Annotated in this window: 22 protein-coding genes and 2 pseudogenes; 23 read left to right on the top strand and 1 reads right to left on the bottom strand. The window is 37.2% G+C overall.

Annotated features, from left to right (window positions below; translation table 11 throughout):
* Positions 1-9 precede the first annotated feature (9 nt).
* The 19 genes from mobC (at position 10) to ACHRVL_RS09250 (ending at position 12,883) form a co-directional block, all read left to right on the top strand.
* Entirely contained in the window at positions 10-2,010 is a 2,001-nt protein-coding gene (gene mobC, locus ACHRVL_RS09340; RefSeq protein WP_395412103.1) for a conjugal transfer protein MobC, read from the top strand.
* 81 nt (positions 2,011-2,091) lie between these two features.
* Positions 2,092-2,715, top strand: a complete 624-nt coding sequence (locus tag ACHRVL_RS09335) for a Crp/Fnr family transcriptional regulator (RefSeq protein WP_395412101.1) — start codon at positions 2,092-2,094, stop codon at positions 2,713-2,715.
* Between the two features lie 60 nt (positions 2,716-2,775).
* Positions 2,776-3,573, top strand: coding sequence for a sulfite exporter TauE/SafE family protein (locus ACHRVL_RS09330; protein ID WP_395412100.1), 798 nt, complete (start codon positions 2,776-2,778; stop codon positions 3,571-3,573).
* A gap of 16 nt (positions 3,574-3,589) precedes the next feature.
* On the top strand, positions 3,590-4,024 hold the full coding sequence (locus ACHRVL_RS09325; RefSeq protein WP_395412098.1) for an OsmC family protein: 435 nt from the start codon (positions 3,590-3,592) through the stop codon (positions 4,022-4,024).
* An 84-nt stretch (positions 4,025-4,108) separates the two neighbouring features.
* Positions 4,109-5,527, top strand: coding sequence for a rhodanese-like domain-containing protein (locus tag ACHRVL_RS09320; RefSeq protein WP_395412096.1), 1,419 nt, complete (start codon positions 4,109-4,111; stop codon positions 5,525-5,527).
* An 11-nt stretch (positions 5,528-5,538) separates the two neighbouring features.
* Positions 5,539-5,853 (top strand): rhodanese-like domain-containing protein, encoded by a 315-nt coding sequence (locus tag ACHRVL_RS09315; RefSeq protein WP_395412094.1) that lies wholly within the window; start codon positions 5,539-5,541, stop codon positions 5,851-5,853.
* A complete protein-coding gene (locus tag ACHRVL_RS09310; protein WP_395412093.1) occupies positions 5,846-6,475 on the top strand; it encodes a methyltransferase in 630 nt (209 codons plus the stop codon). Before ACHRVL_RS09315 ends, ACHRVL_RS09310 begins: the two co-directional genes overlap by 8 nt.
* Before the next feature lie 5 nt (positions 6,476-6,480).
* Positions 6,481-6,690: a DUF2892 domain-containing protein gene (locus ACHRVL_RS09305; protein WP_395412092.1), complete on the top strand. Its 210-nt coding sequence runs from the start codon at positions 6,481-6,483 to the stop codon at positions 6,688-6,690.
* Complete coding sequence (locus ACHRVL_RS09300) at positions 6,687-6,944, top strand: heavy-metal-associated domain-containing protein (protein WP_395412090.1); 258 nt, start codon at positions 6,687-6,689, stop codon at positions 6,942-6,944. The genes ACHRVL_RS09305 and ACHRVL_RS09300 overlap by 4 nt, the downstream gene beginning before the upstream one ends.
* A gap of 2 nt (positions 6,945-6,946) precedes the next feature.
* Positions 6,947-7,180, top strand: coding sequence for a hypothetical protein (locus ACHRVL_RS09295; RefSeq protein WP_395412088.1), 234 nt, complete (start codon positions 6,947-6,949; stop codon positions 7,178-7,180).
* Complete coding sequence (locus ACHRVL_RS09290) at positions 7,164-7,370, top strand: DUF6132 family protein (RefSeq protein ID WP_395412086.1); 207 nt, start codon at positions 7,164-7,166, stop codon at positions 7,368-7,370. Before ACHRVL_RS09295 ends, ACHRVL_RS09290 begins: the two co-directional genes overlap by 17 nt.
* Positions 7,367-7,660, top strand: coding sequence for a thioredoxin (gene trxA, locus ACHRVL_RS09285; RefSeq protein ID WP_395412083.1), 294 nt, complete (start codon positions 7,367-7,369; stop codon positions 7,658-7,660). The genes ACHRVL_RS09290 and trxA overlap by 4 nt, the downstream gene beginning before the upstream one ends.
* On the top strand, positions 7,661-8,359 hold the full coding sequence (locus tag ACHRVL_RS09280) for a thioredoxin domain-containing protein (RefSeq protein WP_395412081.1): 699 nt from the start codon (positions 7,661-7,663) through the stop codon (positions 8,357-8,359).
* A gap of 65 nt (positions 8,360-8,424) precedes the next feature.
* Positions 8,425-8,781, top strand: coding sequence for a hypothetical protein (locus ACHRVL_RS09275; protein WP_395412078.1), 357 nt, complete (start codon positions 8,425-8,427; stop codon positions 8,779-8,781).
* 91 nt (positions 8,782-8,872) lie between these two features.
* Entirely contained in the window at positions 8,873-9,886 is a 1,014-nt protein-coding gene (locus ACHRVL_RS09270) for a TQO small subunit DoxD (protein WP_395412075.1), read from the top strand.
* Between the two features lie 80 nt (positions 9,887-9,966).
* A complete protein-coding gene (locus ACHRVL_RS09265) occupies positions 9,967-10,530 on the top strand; it encodes a YeeE/YedE family protein (RefSeq protein ID WP_395412072.1) in 564 nt (187 codons plus the stop codon).
* Positions 10,531-10,541: 11 nt separating this feature from the next.
* Positions 10,542-11,030 carry a DUF6691 family protein gene (locus ACHRVL_RS09260; protein WP_395412070.1) on the top strand — a complete coding sequence of 163 codons (489 nt, stop codon included), beginning with the start codon at positions 10,542-10,544 and terminating at the stop codon, positions 11,028-11,030.
* A 26-nt stretch (positions 11,031-11,056) separates the two neighbouring features.
* Entirely contained in the window at positions 11,057-11,806 is a 750-nt protein-coding gene (locus ACHRVL_RS09255; protein WP_395412069.1) for a DUF2490 domain-containing protein, read from the top strand.
* 246 nt (positions 11,807-12,052) lie between these two features.
* Positions 12,053-12,883 (top strand): RteC domain-containing protein, encoded by an 831-nt coding sequence (locus tag ACHRVL_RS09250; RefSeq protein WP_395412066.1) that lies wholly within the window; start codon positions 12,053-12,055, stop codon positions 12,881-12,883.
* 3 nt (positions 12,884-12,886) lie between these two features.
* On the opposite strand, the pseudogene ACHRVL_RS09245 reads toward ACHRVL_RS09250, so the two are convergent.
* A pseudogene (locus ACHRVL_RS09245) lies at positions 12,887-13,795 on the bottom strand (DNA methylase); the annotation flags it as partial.
* On the opposite strand from ACHRVL_RS09245, the pseudogene ACHRVL_RS09240 reads away from it, so the two are divergent.
* From ACHRVL_RS09240 to ACHRVL_RS09225, 4 genes and pseudogenes are all read left to right on the top strand, one after another.
* Positions 13,789-14,745, top strand: a pseudogene (locus tag ACHRVL_RS09240) (TraM recognition domain-containing protein); the annotation flags it as partial. The pseudogenes ACHRVL_RS09245 and ACHRVL_RS09240 sit on opposite strands and share 7 nt — an antisense overlap.
* Before the next feature lie 187 nt (positions 14,746-14,932).
* Positions 14,933-15,325 carry a hypothetical protein gene (locus ACHRVL_RS09235; protein ID WP_395412064.1) on the top strand — a complete coding sequence of 131 codons (393 nt, stop codon included), beginning with the start codon at positions 14,933-14,935 and terminating at the stop codon, positions 15,323-15,325.
* A 179-nt stretch (positions 15,326-15,504) separates the two neighbouring features.
* Positions 15,505-19,827 (top strand): CusA/CzcA family heavy metal efflux RND transporter, encoded by a 4,323-nt coding sequence (locus tag ACHRVL_RS09230; protein WP_395412062.1) that lies wholly within the window; start codon positions 15,505-15,507, stop codon positions 19,825-19,827.
* A gap of 9 nt (positions 19,828-19,836) precedes the next feature.
* Positions 19,837-20,964 (top strand): efflux RND transporter periplasmic adaptor subunit, encoded by a 1,128-nt coding sequence (locus ACHRVL_RS09225; protein WP_395412060.1) that lies wholly within the window; start codon positions 19,837-19,839, stop codon positions 20,962-20,964.
* The last annotated feature ends 12 nt before the right edge of the window (positions 20,965-20,976 follow it).

The raw sequence follows: 20,976 nt of genomic DNA, 5'->3' as shown, positions 1-20,976 counted from the left end.
ATTAAAATAATGCAGGGAGAAGATGATTTAAGAGGACTTGCCAAGATTATGGCTTTTATGCGGGCAGTCAGTATTCTTTTGGTACTGATGCACCTTTATTGGTTTTGTTATGGTTTCTTTTTGGAACGTGGCTGGACACTGGAACTCATCAACAAAATATTAGGCAATTTCCAACGAACGGCAGGTTTATTTTCTCATACGCTTTACACCAAAGTATTTGCCACAGTATTGCTTGCTTTGAGTTGTTTGGGAACTAAAGGCGTTAAAAACGAAAAAATAACGTGGTCTAAAATTTATGTGGCTTTGGGAATTGGGTTTTTTCTGTTTTTTCTGAACACGTTTTTGCTAAAATTTGCACTAAATACCGCTACATTTCTTTACATCCTTACCACAGGTTTAGGCTATATTTCCTTAATGGTAGCGGGTGTTTGGATGAGCCGTTTGCTTCGTACCAACCTGATGGACGATGTTTTCAATAACGAGAACGAAAGTTTTATGCAAGAAACCAAATTGATGGCAAATGAATATTCTGTCAATCTTCCCACAAAATTTTATTACAAAAACAAATGGAATAACGGCTGGATAAACATCGTCAATCCTTTTCGGGCAACCATTGTTTTAGGAACGCCAGGTTCCGGAAAATCCTATGCCATTGTAAACAATTACATCAAGCAACAAATCGAAAAGGGTTTTTCGATGTACATCTACGATTTTAAGTTTGATGACCTTTCTGCGATTGCTTACAACCATCTTTTGAAACATCAGGATAAGTACGAAGTAAAACCAAAGTTCTACGTTATCAACTTTGACGACCCGAGAAAGAGCCACCGATGTAATCCACTCAATCCAGATTTTATGACGGACATCTCTGACGCTTACGAAGCAGCATATACCATAATGCTGAACCTCAACCGAAGCTGGATACAAAAGCAGGGCGATTTCTTTGTGGAAAGCCCAATTATTTTGTTGGCAGCAATTATCTGGTATCTCAAAATCTATGATAATGGGAAATACTGCACCTTTCCACACGCCATTGAATTACTGAACAAGAAGTATTCGGATGTATTCACTATCCTTACTTCATATCCTGATTTGGAAAATTATCTTTCGCCGTTTATGGATGCGTGGCAAAGTGGCGCACAAGACCAATTACAGGGGCAGATTGCATCAGCAAAAATTCCTTTGTCAAGAATGATAAGCCCACAACTTTATTGGGTAATGACAGGCGATGATTTTTCACTGGACATCAACAATCCTAATGAGCCTAAAATTTTGTGCGTTGGTAATAACCCCGACAGGCAAAATATTTATTCGGCAGCATTGGGTTTGTACAATTCACGGATTGTAAAACTCATCAATAAGAAAGGTCAATTAAAGAGTTCGGTTATTATAGATGAGTTGCCGACAATTTACTTTAGAGGACTTGATAATCTTATCGCAACGGCAAGAAGTAATAAGGTGGCAGTTTGTTTGGGTTTTCAAGATTTTTCGCAGTTAACCCGTGATTATGGTGATAAAGAAAGTAAGGTTATACAAAATACAGTCGGTAATATTTTCAGTGGACAGGTTGTAGGCGAAACGGCAAAAAGTTTATCTGAACGTTTCGGAAAAGTTTTGCAGAAACGTCAAAGTTTATCAATCAACAGGAATGACACCTCAACTTCAATATCGACACAATTAGATAGTTTAATTCCGGCTTCTAAAATCTCAACATTAACCCAAGGTATGTTTGTAGGTGCTGTTTCGGATAACTTCGATGAACGTATCGACCAGAAAATATTTCACGCAGAAATTGTCGTGGACAATGAAAAAGTAGCAACTGAAACTAAAGCTTATCAAAGGATACCAGAGATTTTATCCTTTGTTGATGAGCAGGGAAATGACCAAATGAAACAAGAAATCGAGACCAATTATAAACAGATCAAACAAGATATTGCCATGATTATTGAAGTAGAATTGGAACGGATAAAGAATGATCCTGATTTACAGCATTTGGTGCAACATGGGTAATATAGACAATAATCAATTAAAGCATAGTTTTATTCACAATATTACAGACAGACCACTAACCAAAAATCGTAACTTTACATAATGGAAGATTTACGACAAATAACAGAATTTAAGTCCTCGCCTGAATTGGTAGAGAAACTATATAAACATAGCATAAAGAAAACCTACGAAGCAGGAAGCGTTATTCTAAATGAAAACGCTCATATCCGTTCTATTCCGATTGTTATCAAAGGAGTGATGAGAGTTATCCGAACAGAAGAAGACGGCAGAGAAATTTTGTTGTATTATATCAAAGCAGGGGAAAGTTGTATAATGTCTTTTTTGGGTGGTCTGCACAACGAAACAAGTAAGGTAAAAGCAGAAGTGGAAGAAGATGCAGAAATTCTGTTCCTGTCTATGGATAAGGTTTCATTATTCATTAAAGAATATCCGCAGTGGTTGGATTATATTTTCCGTTTATATCACAAGCGTTTTGAAGAATTATTAGAAATTGTCAATGCCATTGCCTTTAAAAAGGTAGATGAACGGTTATTGAATCTGCTTAAAAAGAAATCTGAATTAACACAATCTAAAACCATTCAGATAACCCACGAACAATTAGCCAACGAGTTAGGAACTGCAAGAGTAGTCGTTTCACGATTATTAAAACAATTGGAAGAAAACGGAGTTGTTCAGCTCGGTAGAAACAAAATATTCCTTATGTAACTAAAGTAGCTGTATAGGTTTTTGAGTTGGTGCACCTTTGCTGTATCAATCTTAAAAACAATGGATATAGCAGGTTATATAGCTTCAATTTTTATAGGTATAGCATTAGGACTAATCGGTGGCGGTGGCAGTATTCTTACCGTTCCTGTTTTAGTTTATCTGTTCAGTATAGATGCGGTTTTAGCAACCGCTTATTCCCTTTTTATTGTCGGCACAACAAGCGTAGTCGGCTCTTTTTCCTATTTCAAAAAGGGATTGGTTAATATCAAAACGGCAGTCGTTTTCGGTATTCCGTCAATCATTTCTGTTTTTCTCACAAGAGCATATATCGTTCCTGCCATTCCGCAGGAAATTTTCAGTATTGGAAATTTTACCGTTACCAAAAGTATTTTGCTGATGTTGTTTTTTGCGGTGCTGATGATTTTCGCCTCATACAGTATGATTAAAAAGGACAAACCAACAACCGAAGCAACACCACAAAAACAACAATTCAATTATCCATTAATTCTTATCGAGGGTATAGTGGTAGGTATGCTCACAGGTCTGGTAGGTGCAGGCGGAGGTTTTTTAATTATTCCTGCATTGGTAGTATTAAGTAAGCTGCCGATGAAAGAAGCCGTAGGAACTTCGTTAGTCATTATTGCAGCAAAATCATTGATTGGATTTTTTGGCGAAAGTGATGAAACCGTTATTGATTGGATTTTCCTTTCAAAAGTAATAGCCTTTGCCATTGTCGGAATTTTTATCGGTATGGCACTTTCCAAAAGAATTAACGGAACAAAACTCAAACCCGCTTTTGGTTGGTTTGTGTTGGTAATGGGTATTTACATTATCATCAAAGAAACTATAATTCAATAATTTAAAATTAAATATTATGTCGAAAACACATTTTTACGAAGTAAACGTACAATGGAAACAGGAAAGAATTGGGGAATTGTCATCGCCTGTTTTAGAAAAAAGCATCGAATGTGCCACACCACCCGAATTTCCTAACGGAGTACCCAATATTTGGTCGCCGGAACACTTATTTGTTGCAGCTATCAACAGCTGTTATATGGCAACATTTCTGGCAATTGCCTACAATTTTAAGATAGAAATAGAAGATTTTAGTTGTAAGACTATTGCAAAATTAGAAATGATAGACGGGAAATATCTGATAACGCAGGCAGAAATGTTTCCTGTTATAAAATTAAGCAATGCCGAAAAAGATATTGAAAAAACTCAACGCATTGTTGAAAAAGCAAAAGCAGGCTGCCTGGTAACCAATTCAATGAAAACGGAAATACTATTGACCTCAGCTATCAGCTAATGTAACAAAAGTAGCTGTACAGGAAAAACAAACATCGGAAATTTGCAGTATCAAAAGAATAATTAACAATTAAAAATAGAAACTATGTTTTTTCAACACGTTTATGACAAGAGTTTAGCACAGGGCAGTTACCTAATCGGCTGTCAGGCTACGGGCGAAGCCATCGTAATAGATCCCCAAAGAGATATTGATGTGTATCTGGAAATTGCAAAGCAAAACAATCTCCGTATTACACACCTTACCGAAACCCACATTCACGCTGACTTTCTTTGCGGTTCAAGAGAACTTGCTGCCGTTACAGGAGCAACGATGCATCTTTCGGATGAGGGAGGCGAAGACTGGCAATATCAGTTTTCTCACAAAGGACTGAAAGATGGCGATGTAATCAAAGTCGGCAATCTCTCTTTGAAAGTAATGCACACTCCCGGGCATACGCCTGAAAGCATCAGTTTTGTACTGACTGACCACCCGGCAACGGACAAGCCCGTAATGGTATTTACTGGAGATTTCGTATTTGTTGGCGATATTGGTCGTCCCGACTTATTGGAAAAAGCCGCAGGGCTTATCGGTACGAAAGAAGCGGGAGCTAAGCAAATGTTCCTGTCGTTGAGAAAGTTTTCTGCATTGCCCGAATACGTTCAGGTATGGTCGGCACACGGAGCAGGTTCCGCTTGCGGAAAGGCTTTGGGAGCAGTGCATAGCTCTACGGTGGGTTATGAAAAAATCCGTAATTGGGCATTCCAATATGGAGAAGATGAACAAGGGTTTACAGATTATCTTTTAGCAGACCAACCTGAACCGCCTAAATATTTTGCTATGATGAAACATCTTAACAAGGTCAATCGTCCGCTATTAGTAGAAGTACCTAAGCATCCGAAATTATCAGCAGAGCAATTTTTAAATGCTTATGCCAATGGCTTGAAAGTCATAGATGCGAGGAATAAAGCAGATTTTGCCAACGGGTTTATTCCCTGCAGTTTGAATATTCAAGGCAATAATTCTTTTTCAACGTGGGCAGGTTGGCTACTCAATTATCAGGAACAGTTTATATTGGTTTGTGATGATAACCAAATAGAAGACCTGACCCGAAAACTGATGCGTATCGGTCTAGATAATATTTACGGTTATATTTCTGATGTGAACGATTTGGGTATGGAGCTGCAAATGGCAGATGTTATTTCCATTGACGAGTTTAAAACATACATCAACAATGAAGATGTTCAGATTGTAGATGTACGTGGCGTAACCGAATATGAGGCAGGACACGTAGAGGGTGCAGACAATGTTTTTGTGGGAACCATTCCCGATAATCTGGATAAAATCAGCAAAGACAAACAAGTAATCATTCATTGTCAGGCAGGTGACCGTTCGGCAGTTGCTTATTCTTTACTCAAAAAATATGGCTTCAAAAACGTGAAGAATTTTTCAGGTGGTATGAAAGAATGGCAGGCATCCGAGGGTAAAACAATTACCTGCAAAGAAGCATCTTGTATTGACGCTTAAAATAAATAACTATGGGATTTTTTTCAGCATTGTTTGGCAAAACAGACAACAGCCAATTAACAGAAGTTATAAAAGACGGAGCTTTTTTAGTAGATGTTCGCACACCTGCCGAGTTTTCGGCAGGTAGTATGAAAGGAGCGGTAAACATTCCGTTGGATAAAGTACCAAGTCAATTATCCAAATTCAAAAACAAGAAAAGCATCGTTGTTTTTTGCAGAAGTGGAAACCGCAGCAGTCAGGCAAAAAGCATTTTGGAAAACAACGGTTTTCAAAATGTAATCAATGGCGGAACGTGGCAAAACGTAAATCAGGCAGCAAATGAGTAAAGAAGAAAAAGACATACAATGTTGCGTAACGCAGTGCGAAAACCCGCTTGACCAAAACTATTGGAACGAGCGTTGGCAGAAAGATGAAACAGGTTGGGATATGGGACAGGCTTCGCCTGCCATTACCGAGTTTATGACCCAATACCCGAATAAAAATGCAAATATTCTCATTCCGGGTTGTGGCAATGCTTATGAAGCGGAATACTTGCTTGCAAACGGTTTTACAAACATCACATTGATTGACATTGCACCGAAAGCCGTGGAAACATTGAAAGAAAAGTTTGCCGATAAGCCACAAGTAAAGGTTTTATGCGAAGATTTTTTTCAGCACAAAGGCAATTACGATTTGATTATTGAGCAAACATTTTTTTGTGCCATTCCGCCTTTTCGCAGAAAAGAGTACGCAGAAAAAACGGCTTCATTACTCAACGAAAACGGTAAAATAATCGGGGTTTTGTTTGACAAACAATTTAATCAACCGTTTCCACCGTTTGGCGGTTGCCCTTGCGAATACAAGCCCATTTTTGAACCGCATTTTACTATTAAAACAATGGACGAATGTTACAACAGTATTCCGCCAAGAGCCAAATCGGAAGTGTTTATTAACCTGATAAAAAAATAGAACAGATGAAAAAGAATATGGGAACAGCAGACAAAGCAATTCGCATACTCATAGCGGTTGTAATTGGTGTTTTGTATTTCACAAATGCCATTTCAGGAATATTAGCAATCGTGTTGGGTATTTTGGCAGTAGTGTTTGTACTAACCTCATTCATCAGCTTTTGCCCGTTGTATTTGCCTTTCGGTATAAACACTTTTAAAAAGAAAAAACAATGACACACAATATAGCAGTAGAAAACATCAAATGCGGTGGCTGTATGAACAGCATCAAAACCGCTTTGCTGAAAATAAAGGGTGTTGAAAATGTAAGCATTGACAAAGACACCGAAACCGTAACCATTGACGGTACGGTAGAAAAAACAATCTTGATACAGGCACTTTCAAAAATGGGCTATCCCGAAAAAGGAAATAACGACCTGTTGAAAAAAGCAAAATCGTATGTGAGCTGTGCCATTGGAAAAATGAATTGATTATGAAAAACTATCTAAGAAATTGGAATTTTATGCGTGTGCTGCGATTGGTATTAGGTATTTTCATTATTGTACAGGGCATTATGGCAAAAGAATGGTTGCTTATCGGATTGGGTGGTTTGTTCTCATTAATGCCGTTGATGAATATCGGTTGTTGTGGTACTTCGGGTTGCAATACGCCTATATCAAAAAGCAATAAGAAAGTAGAAGATATAACCTATGAAGAAGTTCGCTAAAAAACATTTGCTTACCATAATTGGTGTGATTATAGGAGCAACAGCAGGTTATTTCTATTGGAAATTTGTTGGTTGCAATTCGGGGAGTTGTGCCATTACGTCCAATCCATACAACAGCACTATTTACGGAGCAGTAATGGGCGGGCTTCTCTTTTCGATATTTAAAAACAATAAAAACAAAGCAGTATGACATTTCAGGAACTCATCAATCAGGACAAACCTGTATTGGTAGATTTTTTTGCCGAATGGTGCGGACCTTGCAAAATGATGTCGCCCATTTTGGAAGATGTAAAAAACCGTAAAGGCGATACGGCAAGCATCGTAAAAATTGATGTGGACAAAAATCCGCAAGCAGCAGCAACTTATCAGGTTCGGGGCGTTCCAACGCTTATTTTATTTAAAAATGGTAAACCGCTTTGGCGACAATCGGGTGTTTTTCCGGCAAATGAATTAGAATGTTTAATCAACGAAAATAAGTAAATGAACAAAAGCATTTTTATACTATTCATCGCAATAATATTGAATAGTTGTAGTAACGGACAAACGAAACAACCTAAACTTTCGGCAACTGAATTTTTGGAGAAAATAAAAGCAACGGAGGATGCTGTTATTGTGGACGTAAGGACACCTGAAGAGTTTCAAAAAGGGCATATACAAAATGCGTTAAACTTAAATTGGAACGGCAGTGAATTTGAAAAGCAATTGGCTACCCTTGATAAAAATAAAACCATCTTTGTGTACTGCCTAAGTGGAGGAAGAAGCAACAGTGCGGCAGACAAAATGCGTAAAACAGGCTTTGAGGACGTAATAGAAATGCCGGGTGGAATGATGGAATGGCGGGTAAACAACCTGCCCGAAACAAAGATAAATATAGCGGAAAAAGGAATGAGCTTAGCACAGTATCAAGCCCTGTTGAAATCTGATAAATTGGTATTGGTTGATTTCTATGCAGACTGGTGTGCCCCCTGTAAAAAAATGAAACCTTATCTGGAGAAAATAGCCGTTGAAATGGCTAATAAGGTTACGCTTGTTCGCATTGATGCAGATCAAAATGCGGAGTTATGCAAAAAATTGAATATAACCGCCCTGCCCGTTTTGAAATTGTATAAGAACAATGAGCTTGTTTGGGAAAACGAGGGATATATTGAAGAAGAAAGTGTAAGAAAGCAATTGAAGTAATCCATTAAGCGGTTACGTAGAGGGAAATGTTTATATTTGAGTTTGGAAAAGTATAAGGCAATGTAATGAAAGGCAGTATCAGATATATTTTCACAAATGCGATCATTATTCTGATGATGGTCTTTGTGTGCCTGCCTTGCTCTGTAAAAAGAGAAGTCAAACAAGCGTTAAATATTCCTGTTGCTTCTTTGGAACATTCAGAAAAGCCGAATAAAACTATTGTCTGTCATACTTTCACAAAAGGAAAAACCCAAAAAGTTTCCGTTTCCTGTCAGAACAAAGATATACAAAAGCCGTACTATACATTCGATTTTGCTTTTTATCAAAACAATCTTTTACAGCATAATCGCCTTCCATTTTCGGAAACCAACCTTTCTGCACTTGTTCCGATTTATATACTTCACGAGCAATACCTAATTTGATTTTTGATTGAGTTTACTTAATGCTTCAATAACCCTGTTATTGAAGTTTTCTGCATTTCAATTTCTTAATCAAATTTCAATTCAAATCACAATGAACAATCAAACATATTCGGTTGCCGGAATGTTTACCACAGCTTTGCGTTGGGTAGCCGGCTGGACATACTTCTCCGCTTTTTGGAGAAGACTGATATTAGAGAACAAACTTAATCCTGATGAAGCGGGATATATTGGCGAAAAATTCAATCATTTTCTGCCCAATGCTTTGGGTATCAAGCCTATTATTGAACATTTAGTTTCCAACCCCGACAGCCTTTGGTGGGCAATGGCTACATTCACTATCATAGAGGGAATTGTAGGGCTTTTATTTATGCTTGGTCTGTTTACCCGATTAATGAGCATTGGCGTTTTTGGCTTGGCCTTTGGTATTCTGTTAGGTTCAGGCTGGCTGGGAACAACTTGTCTGGACGAGTGGCAGATAGGTGTTTTGGGAGTAGCCGCAGGATTTACTATTTTTCTTACGGGTGGTGGAAAATACGCATTAGATGAATACTTTATAGGTAAAAACATATCATTTACACGTAAAAAATGGTTCGGATTTTTAGGTTCGGGATTATTACCTATTAAAGAAAATATTTTAAACAGAACAGTTCTTATCGGGGCTGTATTTATCATTGGATTAACCCTATTTACCAATCAATATTTTCACGGAGGCGTGTATGGCAAACTGCACAATCTTTCCGTTCGTCCGCACGTAACTATTAGCAATGCTACTATTCAGAATGAAACTGTATCATTTACTGTATTCAGGGATGAGGGAGCAGATGTTTACGGCTCATTTTTAATTGGTATAAAACTGATTGACGAAATGGGAAACACTGTTTTTGAACAAACACAAACACAGCTTTCAAAATTATCATCATCACAAATAAAAAATGATTATGTAGCCAAAGTAAAACCGGGAAAACATAGTTTGATATTGCCTTTGGGAGCAAGAGCTAGATTACAGTTTCAGGATGATTTATTCAAGCATTTAAAAGGAAAATACAGGTTGGAGCTATTGGATATAAGTGGGGTAAAATGGGAAGCAATCATTTTAGTAAAGTAATTTTTCACTATGTAACTAAAGTAACTGTACAAGGAAAAGTAATATCGCAATTTTGCAGCATTCAAATAAATAAATTAAAAATGATAGAGATTATTAAACAGCCCTGGGCGTGGTATGTGGCGGGACCGCTAATCGGTTTAACCGTTCCTGCATTATTGATTTTAGGAAACAAATCGTTTGGCATCAGTTCATCGTTACGACACATTTGTGCTTCGTGTATACCTGCCAATATTCCGTTTTTCAAATACGATTGGAAAAAAGAAATATGGAATTTGTTTTTTGTATTCGGCATATTCTTAGGCGGAGCAATAGCCATTAACCTTTTATCAAATCCCAATCCTATTGAAGTCAATCCGAAATTAGCCGCAGAGCTTGCGGGATATGGGATTACCAATTACAACAATTTAGTTCCTGAAGACATCATCAATTGGCAATCGCTGTTTACGCTGAAAGGATCTTTACTAATGGTAGTCGGTGGATTTTTAGTCGGCTTCGGAACTCGTTATGCAGGTGGTTGTACAAGCGGACACGCCATTATGGGATTGTCTAACCTGCAATTGCCCTCATTGATTGCTACCATAAGTTTTATGATTGGTGGTTTCATTATGGCAAATTTGATTTTACCTTTTATTCTTTCACTTTAAACTAAAACGAAATGCAGCAAAATACAGATTTTGAAGTACGGTCATTAGACGCAATATGTGTAAACGAAAGCCATTTGGAGCACAAATGGTATCACGATTTAAAATACCTGATTGTAGGGATTTTATTTGGTATTGTATTCGTAAAAGCCGAAGTAGTGAGTTGGTTCCGCATACAGGAAATGTTCCGTTTACAATCCTTTCATATGTATGGAATAATAGGAAGTGCTGTAGTGGTAGGAATGATTTCCGTTTGGCTGATTAAGAAATTCAACATCAAAACCATTTATGGCGAAAAGATAGAATTTCATCCGAAGAAATTTAACAAAGGTCAAATCTATGGAGGCTTAATTTTCGGGTTGGGTTGGGCAATTACAGGAGCTTGCCCCGGTCCGTTGTTTGCACAAATCGGAACAGGTGCAACCGTTATTGTTGTTACACTTTTAAGTGCCATTGCAGGTACTTGGGTTTACGGATATTTCAGAGAGAAACTCCCTCACTAAACAGCAATCTTCACTAAACAGTAATTATGAATTGGTTTAAAAGATTGTTGTTAGCAGCGATATGGATTTCTATTACCCAAACTTTGCAGGCACAAGAACATTACAACATTTGGTTTCGTGGCACTTTGAGTGTTCCTGTCGGCAAGAAATTTAAAATAGACAACGAGTTTCAGCACAGGCGGCAAAATGGCTTTGAAAACGAAAATATGTTTGACCGAAATTTAATGTTTACATATAGAAATTGGGTGCATTATCAGCACAACGAAGATGTAAAGTTTTCACTTTCACCATTCGCTTATTTTTCAAATTATAAAATCATACAAAAGCAAACAGACGAAACCGCACAACCCCATAGTGAAATCCGTTTTTCGGCAGCCGTAGAATTACAACACCAACTTTTCAAAAAATTCTATGTGGTGGACAGAACAGCTATTGAATATCGTGTGTTTCAGGACAATCAAACAGATATTACACGACTAAGAAACCGCTTTGGGTTTCGCTACGACTTTACTGAAAAAATAAAATTGGGGATTTACGATGAATTGCTATTTAATGTAGCAGGTACAACATACGACCATTTCTTTGACCACGACAGAATTGGACTAAATCTTGAATGCAAAGTTTTACCTTATCTGAAATTTGACATCGGTTATATCCACCTTACCCGACTGCCTTTGACAAGTAAAACCAAACTGCACGAAAACAACATTTTTATGAACCTGACTTATCAGTTAAAAAAGAATACTGTTAGCAAAATGAAAACTAAAAAATCATAAAAGACCGGCAACTTATGGTAACAACTTGTCAAATAAAGCAAACAGTTCAATTCCCAGAATATATGGCTATTCCCAAAGAGTAGCCAGAAAATGCCTTGTTTGATAGGACAAATTACTTGAACATCTTTCCATTCAGCAAATACGGGTATTGCTGAAATTGTAAGCAAGGAGCTGGATAAAGCTTAAATATAACGGATTTAGGCTTTTATATTAGTAATCCAAACATCAAGATTTAAAACTAATTGAATGGAAAAATTTTACAATGAAACACTGTCAAAATTGGAAATGGAAATCAAGGAATTAGAGATTGAAGCCGATTGCTCGATACAACGGATAGAAGCCGTTATAGATATTATCCTTAAAAGCTTGTCTGAAATAAAGGAGTATGTTTTAAACAGAGGGTTTAAGAATATTGAAGAGGAAATCCATTTTTTCAAATATCAGAAACCTACCATTATTTCAAAACTGATTTACTATAATGCCATTTATAAAATTGAAACAAAAAAGCCTTATGGAGCAAAACCCATAAAGAAATATCTTAACAAAGAATTGAAAAAACTAAAAAGGTTCTTTGATCACAATCTTGATTTTTACAAGTATTACCGTAGCAATAACTCATTCCTTGATGAGAATTTTTTTATACGGGGAAAACATGATATAAAGTTATGGCTGGACACTTATTATTTTGAATCTGATCAAACTTTTTCGACTTCTCACGATTACAAAATAGCCAAGATAATGGCTAATGATTTGATACAGGTCTATATTGAAGATCAGCTATATAATAATAAAGACCATAGAGACATTTTAACAGACCCGCTAAAGTTGAATTGGACAGGTAGCAAAGCCTCCATGATAGAACTGATTTATGCGTTGCATTATCAGGGTATTTTTGATAATGGAAATACTGATATTAGATTAATAGCCAAGTATTTTGAAAACAAGTTCAATATTGATTTAGGTGATTTTTACCACACTTACTTAGAGCTAAGAAATAGAAAAGTCAACCGAACAAAATTCCTTGATTCCCTGCGGGATGGTCTCATTAGAAAAATGGATGACCAAGACGAGAGGTAATTATCACATTGCCTTTAAGCGTACTGTGGTTTTTTCTTGAACATCATTAGTTTTAAAAGTTTCAGCTTGTTCTTCTTTATTATCAGGAGCAATAGACCATTGTATTTTTCTATCGATAGAAGCCAATTCTGTTTTCAATTCGCTTAATCTACTTTCCTTAGTCCATGTACCGTTGACTATTTCTTGAAGAACGGGTAGATCCTTTTTCAGTTCGACAATTTTCTTTTGCTCTTGCTCAATATAGCTGGGCAATTTATCCAAAGCTTTTAGGAAGTTCATTCCTGCCAATTTAGGATCAGAAGCAATCAAACCATTATTGTACGTGTACTTGATGTTACCTTCTCCCTGAACCAAAAAACGGTTTACTCTCATATCTACACCTTCTTTCTCGGACATTTCGGTTTTAACCAATAAGGTAAATCCATATAAACTACCAATTTCTTCATATTGACCTCCGGTACGGGATTTGTCCGCAAGTTGGTTGAGCCTAGTTCCAATTTGTTTTACATCCGCATTGGGTGACAAACCGTTCAATTGTATTGGATTTGCAATTGTACCGTCTGAATATTTTTGTATGCGTTGCTGTAAATTTTGCCAATCAAGTTTCATGCGTTCCAAACGAGATTGAGCACCAGTAAGCATAGCGGAATTCTCTTCCAATTTGTGCTTCGAACTAAATTTGGAACGATTGAAAGCTTGTTTTTCACTTTCCAGTCCTGCAATCTGCTTTTCCAATTTTGCTTTATCCAATAGATCGGTATTACCTGACAGGATAGCCACATATTCCGAAAAATTCATGCCTGATTTTTCGTCCATACTGCCTTCGTCAATGGTACGTTTACCGAGGTGATTGGATTTTAACTGATCTATAAAAAGTTGTTTATTGTAGAGTAAATTGAACTTATAAGCATTGTACATTTCCACACGCTATTGAGCTATTGAATAAAAAGTATTCGGACGTATTTACTATTCTAACATCTTATCCCGAACTGGAAAATTATTTATCGCCTTTTATGGATGCCTGGCAAGGCGGAGCACAAGACCAGTTGCAAGGGCAAATTGCCTCTGCTAAAATTCCTTTGTCCAGAATGATTTCGCCACAGCTTTATTGGGTTATGACAGGAGATGATTTTTCCTTAGACATCAACAACCCCAAAGAACCTAAGATACTATGTGTTGGCAATAATCCCGACCGTCAAAATATCTATTCTGCTGCATTGGGATTGTACAATTCACGTATCGTAAAACTTATCAATAAGAAAGGTCAATTAAAGAGTTCAGTCATCATAGATGAGTTACCCACTATCTACTTTAGAGGACTGGATAACCTGATTGCAACTGCAAGAAGTAATAAGGTGGCTGTATGTTTGGGCTTTCAGGATTTCTCGCAATTAACCCGTGATTATGGCGATAAGGAAAGCAAAGTAATCCAAAATACAGTGGGTAATATTTTCAGTGGTCAGGTTGTTGGAGAAACGGCAAAAAGTCTTTCGGAACGTTTTGGTAAGGTGTTGCAGAAACGCCAGAGCTTGACTATCAACCGTAACGACAAATCTACTTCTATATCTACGCAATTGGATAGTTTAATACCTGCTTCAAAAATCTCTACATTAACACAGGGTATTTTTGCGGGGGCTGTATCAGATAATTTCGATGAACGTATCGAGCAAAAAATCTTCCACGCTGAAATTGTAGTAGATAATGAAAAAGTAGCCGCTGAAACGAAAGCCTATCAAAATATACCTAATATTTTATCCTTTGTAGATGTACAAGGTGAAGACCGGATGAAACAGGAAATTGAAGCTGAATTGGAACGTATAAAAAATGATCCTGATTTGCAGCACTTGGTACAGCAGGGATAATTTTTTATACATTTCTTGTTTTTTTCGATTTTAACATCGAATTTATTTTCAATTATTCTTTTTAAGGAATGATATTTCTTGGTAAAAGCTATTTTGACAAAAGAAGTTGTTTAACTCATTAATTTGAATAAATATAAATTACATGATCATAATGCAATGAATTATAGCTTTATCTATCTTTGTATCAATGAAAAAAATGTTCGCCATATTTTTTTTATCAGCTTACCTGATTTCAACAACAGAACTTTCTCAGTTGTTGAAATTTCCTGTATTGGTAGAGCATTATGTCGAACATAAAGAAAAAAATCCTGAAATATCTATTGTTGATTTTTTAGTTCTCCATTACAATAACCATTTGGAAAATCATCCACACGATGACGATTACGACCAAGACCAAAAATTGCCTTTCATTGTTCATACCGATATTTTGAGTTTTTGTTTTGTTTATGCACCTTCTCTTTCTTTTGATATAAAAGTTATGTTTCCCGTAAATCAGAAATCTAAAGTATTGTCTTTTGACGATACATTTTCGGATAATAATTTCCTTTCTTCTATCTGGCAACCGCCAAGATTCTGTTAATCTTTTTTGGTTTTATTTTTAGTTGAATTTGCTTTTGCAGATGCTTTTTCCATCTCGAAACTGGTTGTTTTGTATTCGTTTTTCGTAATTCAATTAATTTTTTAGGCTTTCAGGCTACACAAAAACGTGTACTGCCTGCAATTCATTATTCCATTTAATTATTATCAGAATCAAATAGTATGTTACATAAAATCATTGAGTTTTCCATTCGGAATAAACTCATTATCGGGCTATTTATCGTAGCCTTGGTTGGCTTTGGTATTTACGAAGCCACTAAATTGCCCATTGATGCACAACCGGATATTACCAACAATCAGGTACAGGTTATCACGGTTGCACCTTCTTTAGGCGCCACAGACATTGAACGTCTGGTTACTTTCCCCATTGAGCAAGCTAACAGCAATATTAATGGTATTACGGAAATCAGAAGTTTTTCTCGTTTCGGATTGTCATTGGTTACCATTGTTTTTGACGACGATATCGATGTGTATTGGGCGAGACAGCAAGTTGCAGAGCGACTTCAAAACGTTCAAAATGAGATTCCAGATGGTGTTGGAGTGCCGGAATTAGGTCCTATTTCAACTGGATTAGGAGAGATTTACCAGTATGTCATTCGCCCGGAAAAGGGTTATGAAGATCAGTACGATGCAACCGAATTACGGAGTATTCAAGACTGGATTGTACGGAGGCAATTATTAGGCGTAAAGGGCGTAGCGGAAGTAAGTAGTTTTGGAGGGAAATTAAAGCAGTATGAAATAGCTGTCAATTCCAATAAGCTGCAGTCCCTGAATTTGACTATAAATGATGTGTTTTCTGCACTGGAAAATAACAATCAGAATACTGGAGGTGCTTACATAGAAAAAGGACCAACTGTTCTCTATATCCGCAGCGAAGGATTGATCGGAAATAAAGAAGACATCGAAAACATTTCCATAACCTCAACTACTGGTGGAATACCCATTTTCTTGAGAGAAGTTGCAGAAGTAAAAACAGGTTACGCTACCCGCTATGGAGCAATGACTTACAATGACCAAGGGGAAGTGTCGGGTGCTATCGTAATGATGCTCAAAGGAGCCAACAGTAACGAGGTTATCAAAAATGTAAAGGAGCGCATTAAAACGATCCAAAAAACATTACCGAAAGGCGTTGTATTAGAACCGTTTTTAGACCGTACCAAGATGGTCAATAATGCGATCGGCACTATCGAAAAAAATCTTGCAGAAGGAGCTTTGATTGTGGTCTTGGTTCTGGTTTTGTTTCTTGGTAATTTCAGAGCAGGATTATTGGTTGCTTCTGTCATTCCGTTGGCAATGCTTTTTGCCATCATTATGATGAATATTTTTGGGGTAAGCGGTAATTTGATGAGCTTAGGGGCTTTGGATTTTGGACTGATTGTGGACGGAGCGGTTATCATTGTTGAAGCGGTTTTGTATCAATTGCATCACTCGAAAAAATTTACCATCGTCAATAGAATTACCCAAAATCAAATGAATGAACAAGTCAGCACTTCGGCAAGCAAAATGGTCAATAGTGCTGTGTTTGGTCAACTCATCATTTTAATTGTTTATCTACCTATTTTCACTTTGGAAGGTATAGAAGGAAAAATGTTTAAACCAATGGCGCAAACCGTTGCATTTGCGTTGATAGGAGCATTTATTCTTTCGCTGACCTATATCCCGATGATGAGTTCGTTAGTGTTGAGTAAAAACACAAAGCATAAACCCAATTTTTCCGATAAAATAATGAACCGTTTAGAGCGTCTGCATCATGATGCACTCACAAAAGTATTGCGATTTCCCAAAATGGTTATTTCTGGAGTTGTTACACTTTTTGCGATAGCTGTTTTTATACTGTCCAATTTGGGAGGTGAATTTATTCCGGCGTTGGAGGAAGGTGATTTCGCTGTGGACACAAGGGTTTTGACGGGAAGCAACTTGCAAACCACCATTGATTATACACAGAAAGCAGCTCATATCCTCAAAGCGAAATATCCTGAAGTAGAAATGGTGGTTACCAAAATAGGTAGTGGAGAAGTACCCACCGACCCCATGCCCATGGAAGCCAGTGATATGATGGTGATTTTGAAAGACAAGAAAGAGTGGACTTCTGCTAAAACCTTTCCCGAATTAGCTGAAAAAATGAGTAAATCATTAGAAGCTGTTTCTGGTATCAGTACCGGTTTTCAGTTTCCGGTACAAATGCGTTTCAATGAGTTGATGACTGGAGCCAGACAAGATGTAGTTTGCAAAATTTTTGGCGAAGATCTCGACAGTTTAGCTAACTATGCCCATCAATTTGGCGAAATCATAAAAACGGTAGATGGTGCACAGGATTTATACATAGAACCCATTACAGGAATGCCACAGGTTGTTATAAAATACAACAGGGCAAATATAGCACAGTACAACTTGAATATTACAGCGATTAATAAAGTCGTAAATACGGCTTTTGCAGGGCAAAGTACCGGAAAGATATATGAAGGCGAAAGGCGATTTGATCTCGTGGTAAAGTTGGATGAAAAGCAACGGGAAAATTTGGATGACATTCGTAATCTGCTGATTCCTGCACCCAACGGCACCCAAATTCCTTTGTATCAATTAGCCGAGGTATCGATACAAGACGGACCGGTTCAGATTCAGCGTGAGGATGCTAAAAGAAGGATTGTTGTAGGTTTCAATGTGCGTGGCCGTGATGTGCAAAGTATTGTAAATGAATTGCACATCAAAGCAGAGAAAAAATTAAAATTTTCACCGGGGTATTATGTAACCTACGGAGGTGCATTTGAAAATCTCAATAAAGCAAAAGACCGCTTGATGATAGCTGTTCCGGTATCGTTGCTCTTGATTTTTATTTTATTGTATTTTGCTTTCCACTCTATTAAGCAAAGTTTAATTATTTACAGTGCCATTCCACTTTCGGCTATTGGTGGCATTTTTTTTCTGGCGTTGCGTGGAATGCCATTTAGTATTAGTGCAGGAATCGGTTTTATCGCTTTATTTGGCGTGGCAGTTTTAAATGGTATTGTCCTGATTGCCGAATTTAACCGATTGCGACAATCTGGTGAAATCAACCTAAATAAAATTGTACTTAACGGAACACGTACAAGACTTCGGCCCGTATTGATGACGGCAGCTGTGGCTTCCTTAGGCTTTTTGCCTATGGCACTTAGCAATGGGGCGGGTGCCGAAGTACAACGACCTTTGGCAACGGTTGTTATTGGAGGCTTGCTAATTGCTACTCTTTTGACACTGTTCGTTTTGCCTATTTTATACATCGTATTCGATAAAATGAATTTTCCTAAATTGAAATTTAATAAGAAAAGTGCAAGTGTTATTGTTTTTCTTTTCTTCAATATTACTGCATTTGCTCAAAATATTACGTTGGATGAAGCAGTGAAAATGGCAACTGAAAACAACCTCTCGGCAAAGAGCAAAACCTTGTTATCCGAATATTATCAAAAGCGGATTTCAACGGGTGCTAACATTCCGCAAACTTCTGTTACAGCAGAATTTGGGCAGATTAACACTGCAACGTCCGATAATAAATTCGGGGCATCTCAATCGTTTAGTTTTCCGACAGTTTACACCAATCAGAAAAAAGTTTTAAAAGAGGAATGGAATTCCAGCATCATTGCCACAAAATTGAATCGGGTGGATATTCAAAAAACCGTTACCGAATTATTTTATCATATTTTGGTTTTGCGTGAAAGAGAAAAAATACTGAACCAATCGGATAGAATGTATGCCCAATTTTTGGAAAAAGCCAATCTTCGGTTTGAAAAAGGAGCAAGTAATATGCTGGAAAAAACAGCTGCCGAATTGCAACGGGAAAACATCAATATTCAATTAAAATCCTTGGTAAACGAAATGGAGTTGGCTAAAATCCAATTGCAATTAATGGTAAATACTGAAACTCGCTACGAACCAATTGCCGATACTATCATTATTGAAGCGATTATGTTTGATGCAGTTGTTGATGTGAACAGTCATCCTGCATTACAATTGTCTGCTCAAGAAATTGAAAAAGCCAAAGCAAGTGTGCAACTGGAAAAATCAAAACTCCTGCCGAATTTGTCTATTGGGTATTTTAACCAAAGTTTTAATGATTTGAATAAAAACCGTTTCAATTCGGTGGAAGTAGGTATTGGTATTCCGATTTTCTCTAAAGCTCAAAAAGCTCAAATCAAAGCAGAGGAACTGAAAATAAGCTATGTCGAAAATGAATTGGCTTACAAAAAAGCACAGTGGAAAACTGCTTATGATGCCGCTTTGCAGCAGTTTAAAACACAATTGGGCATAGTAGAAACCTACAAACAAAAACAATTGCCTGGTGCAGAACAGATATTCAAAACAGCTCAACAGCAATTTGTTAATGGCGAAATCAATTATCTGGATTGGGTGATGTTGAATAATCAGGCAATTCAAATTCAGAGTGATTATTATAATGCCGTGATGCAACTCAACCAAAGTATTATCAACATTCAATATCTTATTTCAAAATAAAAAAAGACAATGAAAAATATAGTCATCATCTTCGCTTTCCTCACTTTACTAAGCTGCGGAAATAAGGAAAACACACCCGCAGAAACCGCATCGTCAGATACGGAAAATATCCTGCAACTTTCTGACGAACAACTGAAATCATTCACACTTTCGTCCGTGGGTTTGCAAGAAAAAAACATTACAAAAAACCTAAAATTGAACGGAAAAATTGATGTGCCACCCCAAAACTTAGCATCAGTAAGCAGTGCATTAGGCGGATATGTAAAATCAACCAAACTATTGCCCGGAATGCACTTCAGAAAAGGAGAAGTAATTGCCGTAATGGAAGACAACCAATTCATTCAGTTGCAGCAGGATTACTTAACGGCAAAGGCACAATTGGCAAATGCAGAAGCGGAATACCTTCGTCAAAAAGACCTGAACCAAAGCAAAGCCAGTAGCGATAAAGCGTACCTGCAAGCTAAAGCCGATTATCAGACTTTGCAAATCAGTCAGCGTTCATTGGAACAAAAATTAAAACTCATCCACATCAATCCCGAACAGGTTTCAGTTAGCAATATTCGTCAAACCGCCAATATCTACGCTCCTTTTGACGGATTTGTATCGCAGGTTTTTGTGAATGTCGGCAAATATGTTTCACCATCCGATGTGCTGTTTGAGCTGGTAAATCCCAATGATTTGCATCTCAATTTAAAAATATTTGAAAAAGACTGGGATAAAATCAAAATAGGACAACCGCTACTGGCTTATACAAACAGTAATTCGGAAAAAAAGTATAAAGGCGAAATCATTCTGATTGGTAAAAATATCTCGACTGACAGAGCTGTTGAAGTTCACGCCCATTTCAAAGAAAATGACGGCAAGCTGATACCAGGAATGTATATGAATGCCGAGATAGAAATCCCGGAAAGTAGAACATGGGCACTTCCTGAAGAAAGCATCGTGTCATTTGAAGGCAAACAGTATGTGTTTGAAATGCTGGATAAAAACAAGTTCAGAATAATAACCGTAAAAACCGGTAATACAGGCAATGGCTGGATAGAAATCATCGACGGCGATCAATTAAACAATAAAAACATTGCACAAAAGGGAGCTTATACTTTGTTGATGGCATTAAAAAATAAAGCGGAGGAATAATAAAGTGAGCCA

Source organism: Flavobacterium sp. FlaQc-28, from assembly GCF_044007415.1.
GTDB lineage: Bacteria > Bacteroidota > Bacteroidia > Flavobacteriales > Flavobacteriaceae > Flavobacterium.
Note: the sequence above shows the minus strand (reverse complement) of the source record. Positions and strands in the feature narration are given on the sequence as shown.

Coding starts and splice junctions, on each gene's coding strand:
- ACHRVL_RS09260 (WP_395412070.1), top strand. CDS start 10,542: ATGCAGCAAAATACAGATTTTGAAGTACGGTCATTAGACGCAATATGT.
- ACHRVL_RS09325 (WP_395412098.1), top strand. CDS start 3,590: ATGTCGAAAACACATTTTTACGAAGTAAACGTACAATGGAAACAGGAA.
- ACHRVL_RS09225 (WP_395412060.1), top strand. CDS start 19,837: ATGAAAAATATAGTCATCATCTTCGCTTTCCTCACTTTACTAAGCTGC.
- ACHRVL_RS09280 (WP_395412081.1), top strand. CDS start 7,661: ATGAACAAAAGCATTTTTATACTATTCATCGCAATAATATTGAATAGT.
- ACHRVL_RS09315 (WP_395412094.1), top strand. CDS start 5,539: ATGGGATTTTTTTCAGCATTGTTTGGCAAAACAGACAACAGCCAATTA.
- ACHRVL_RS09330 (WP_395412100.1), top strand. CDS start 2,776: ATGGATATAGCAGGTTATATAGCTTCAATTTTTATAGGTATAGCATTA.
- ACHRVL_RS09265 (WP_395412072.1), top strand. CDS start 9,967: ATGATAGAGATTATTAAACAGCCCTGGGCGTGGTATGTGGCGGGACCG.
- ACHRVL_RS09255 (WP_395412069.1), top strand. CDS start 11,057: ATGAATTGGTTTAAAAGATTGTTGTTAGCAGCGATATGGATTTCTATT.
- ACHRVL_RS09270 (WP_395412075.1), top strand. CDS start 8,873: ATGAACAATCAAACATATTCGGTTGCCGGAATGTTTACCACAGCTTTG.
- ACHRVL_RS09235 (WP_395412064.1), top strand. CDS start 14,933: ATGAAAAAAATGTTCGCCATATTTTTTTTATCAGCTTACCTGATTTCA.
- ACHRVL_RS09300 (WP_395412090.1), top strand. CDS start 6,687: ATGACACACAATATAGCAGTAGAAAACATCAAATGCGGTGGCTGTATG.
- ACHRVL_RS09275 (WP_395412078.1), top strand. CDS start 8,425: ATGAAAGGCAGTATCAGATATATTTTCACAAATGCGATCATTATTCTG.
- ACHRVL_RS09230 (WP_395412062.1), top strand. CDS start 15,505: ATGTTACATAAAATCATTGAGTTTTCCATTCGGAATAAACTCATTATC.
- ACHRVL_RS09250 (WP_395412066.1), top strand. CDS start 12,053: ATGGAAAAATTTTACAATGAAACACTGTCAAAATTGGAAATGGAAATC.
- mobC (WP_395412103.1), top strand. CDS start 10: ATGCAGGGAGAAGATGATTTAAGAGGACTTGCCAAGATTATGGCTTTT.
- ACHRVL_RS09295 (WP_395412088.1), top strand. CDS start 6,947: ATGAAAAACTATCTAAGAAATTGGAATTTTATGCGTGTGCTGCGATTG.
- ACHRVL_RS09320 (WP_395412096.1), top strand. CDS start 4,109: ATGTTTTTTCAACACGTTTATGACAAGAGTTTAGCACAGGGCAGTTAC.
- ACHRVL_RS09290 (WP_395412086.1), top strand. CDS start 7,164: ATGAAGAAGTTCGCTAAAAAACATTTGCTTACCATAATTGGTGTGATT.
- trxA (WP_395412083.1), top strand. CDS start 7,367: ATGACATTTCAGGAACTCATCAATCAGGACAAACCTGTATTGGTAGAT.
- ACHRVL_RS09335 (WP_395412101.1), top strand. CDS start 2,092: ATGGAAGATTTACGACAAATAACAGAATTTAAGTCCTCGCCTGAATTG.
- ACHRVL_RS09305 (WP_395412092.1), top strand. CDS start 6,481: ATGAAAAAGAATATGGGAACAGCAGACAAAGCAATTCGCATACTCATA.
- ACHRVL_RS09310 (WP_395412093.1), top strand. CDS start 5,846: ATGAGTAAAGAAGAAAAAGACATACAATGTTGCGTAACGCAGTGCGAA.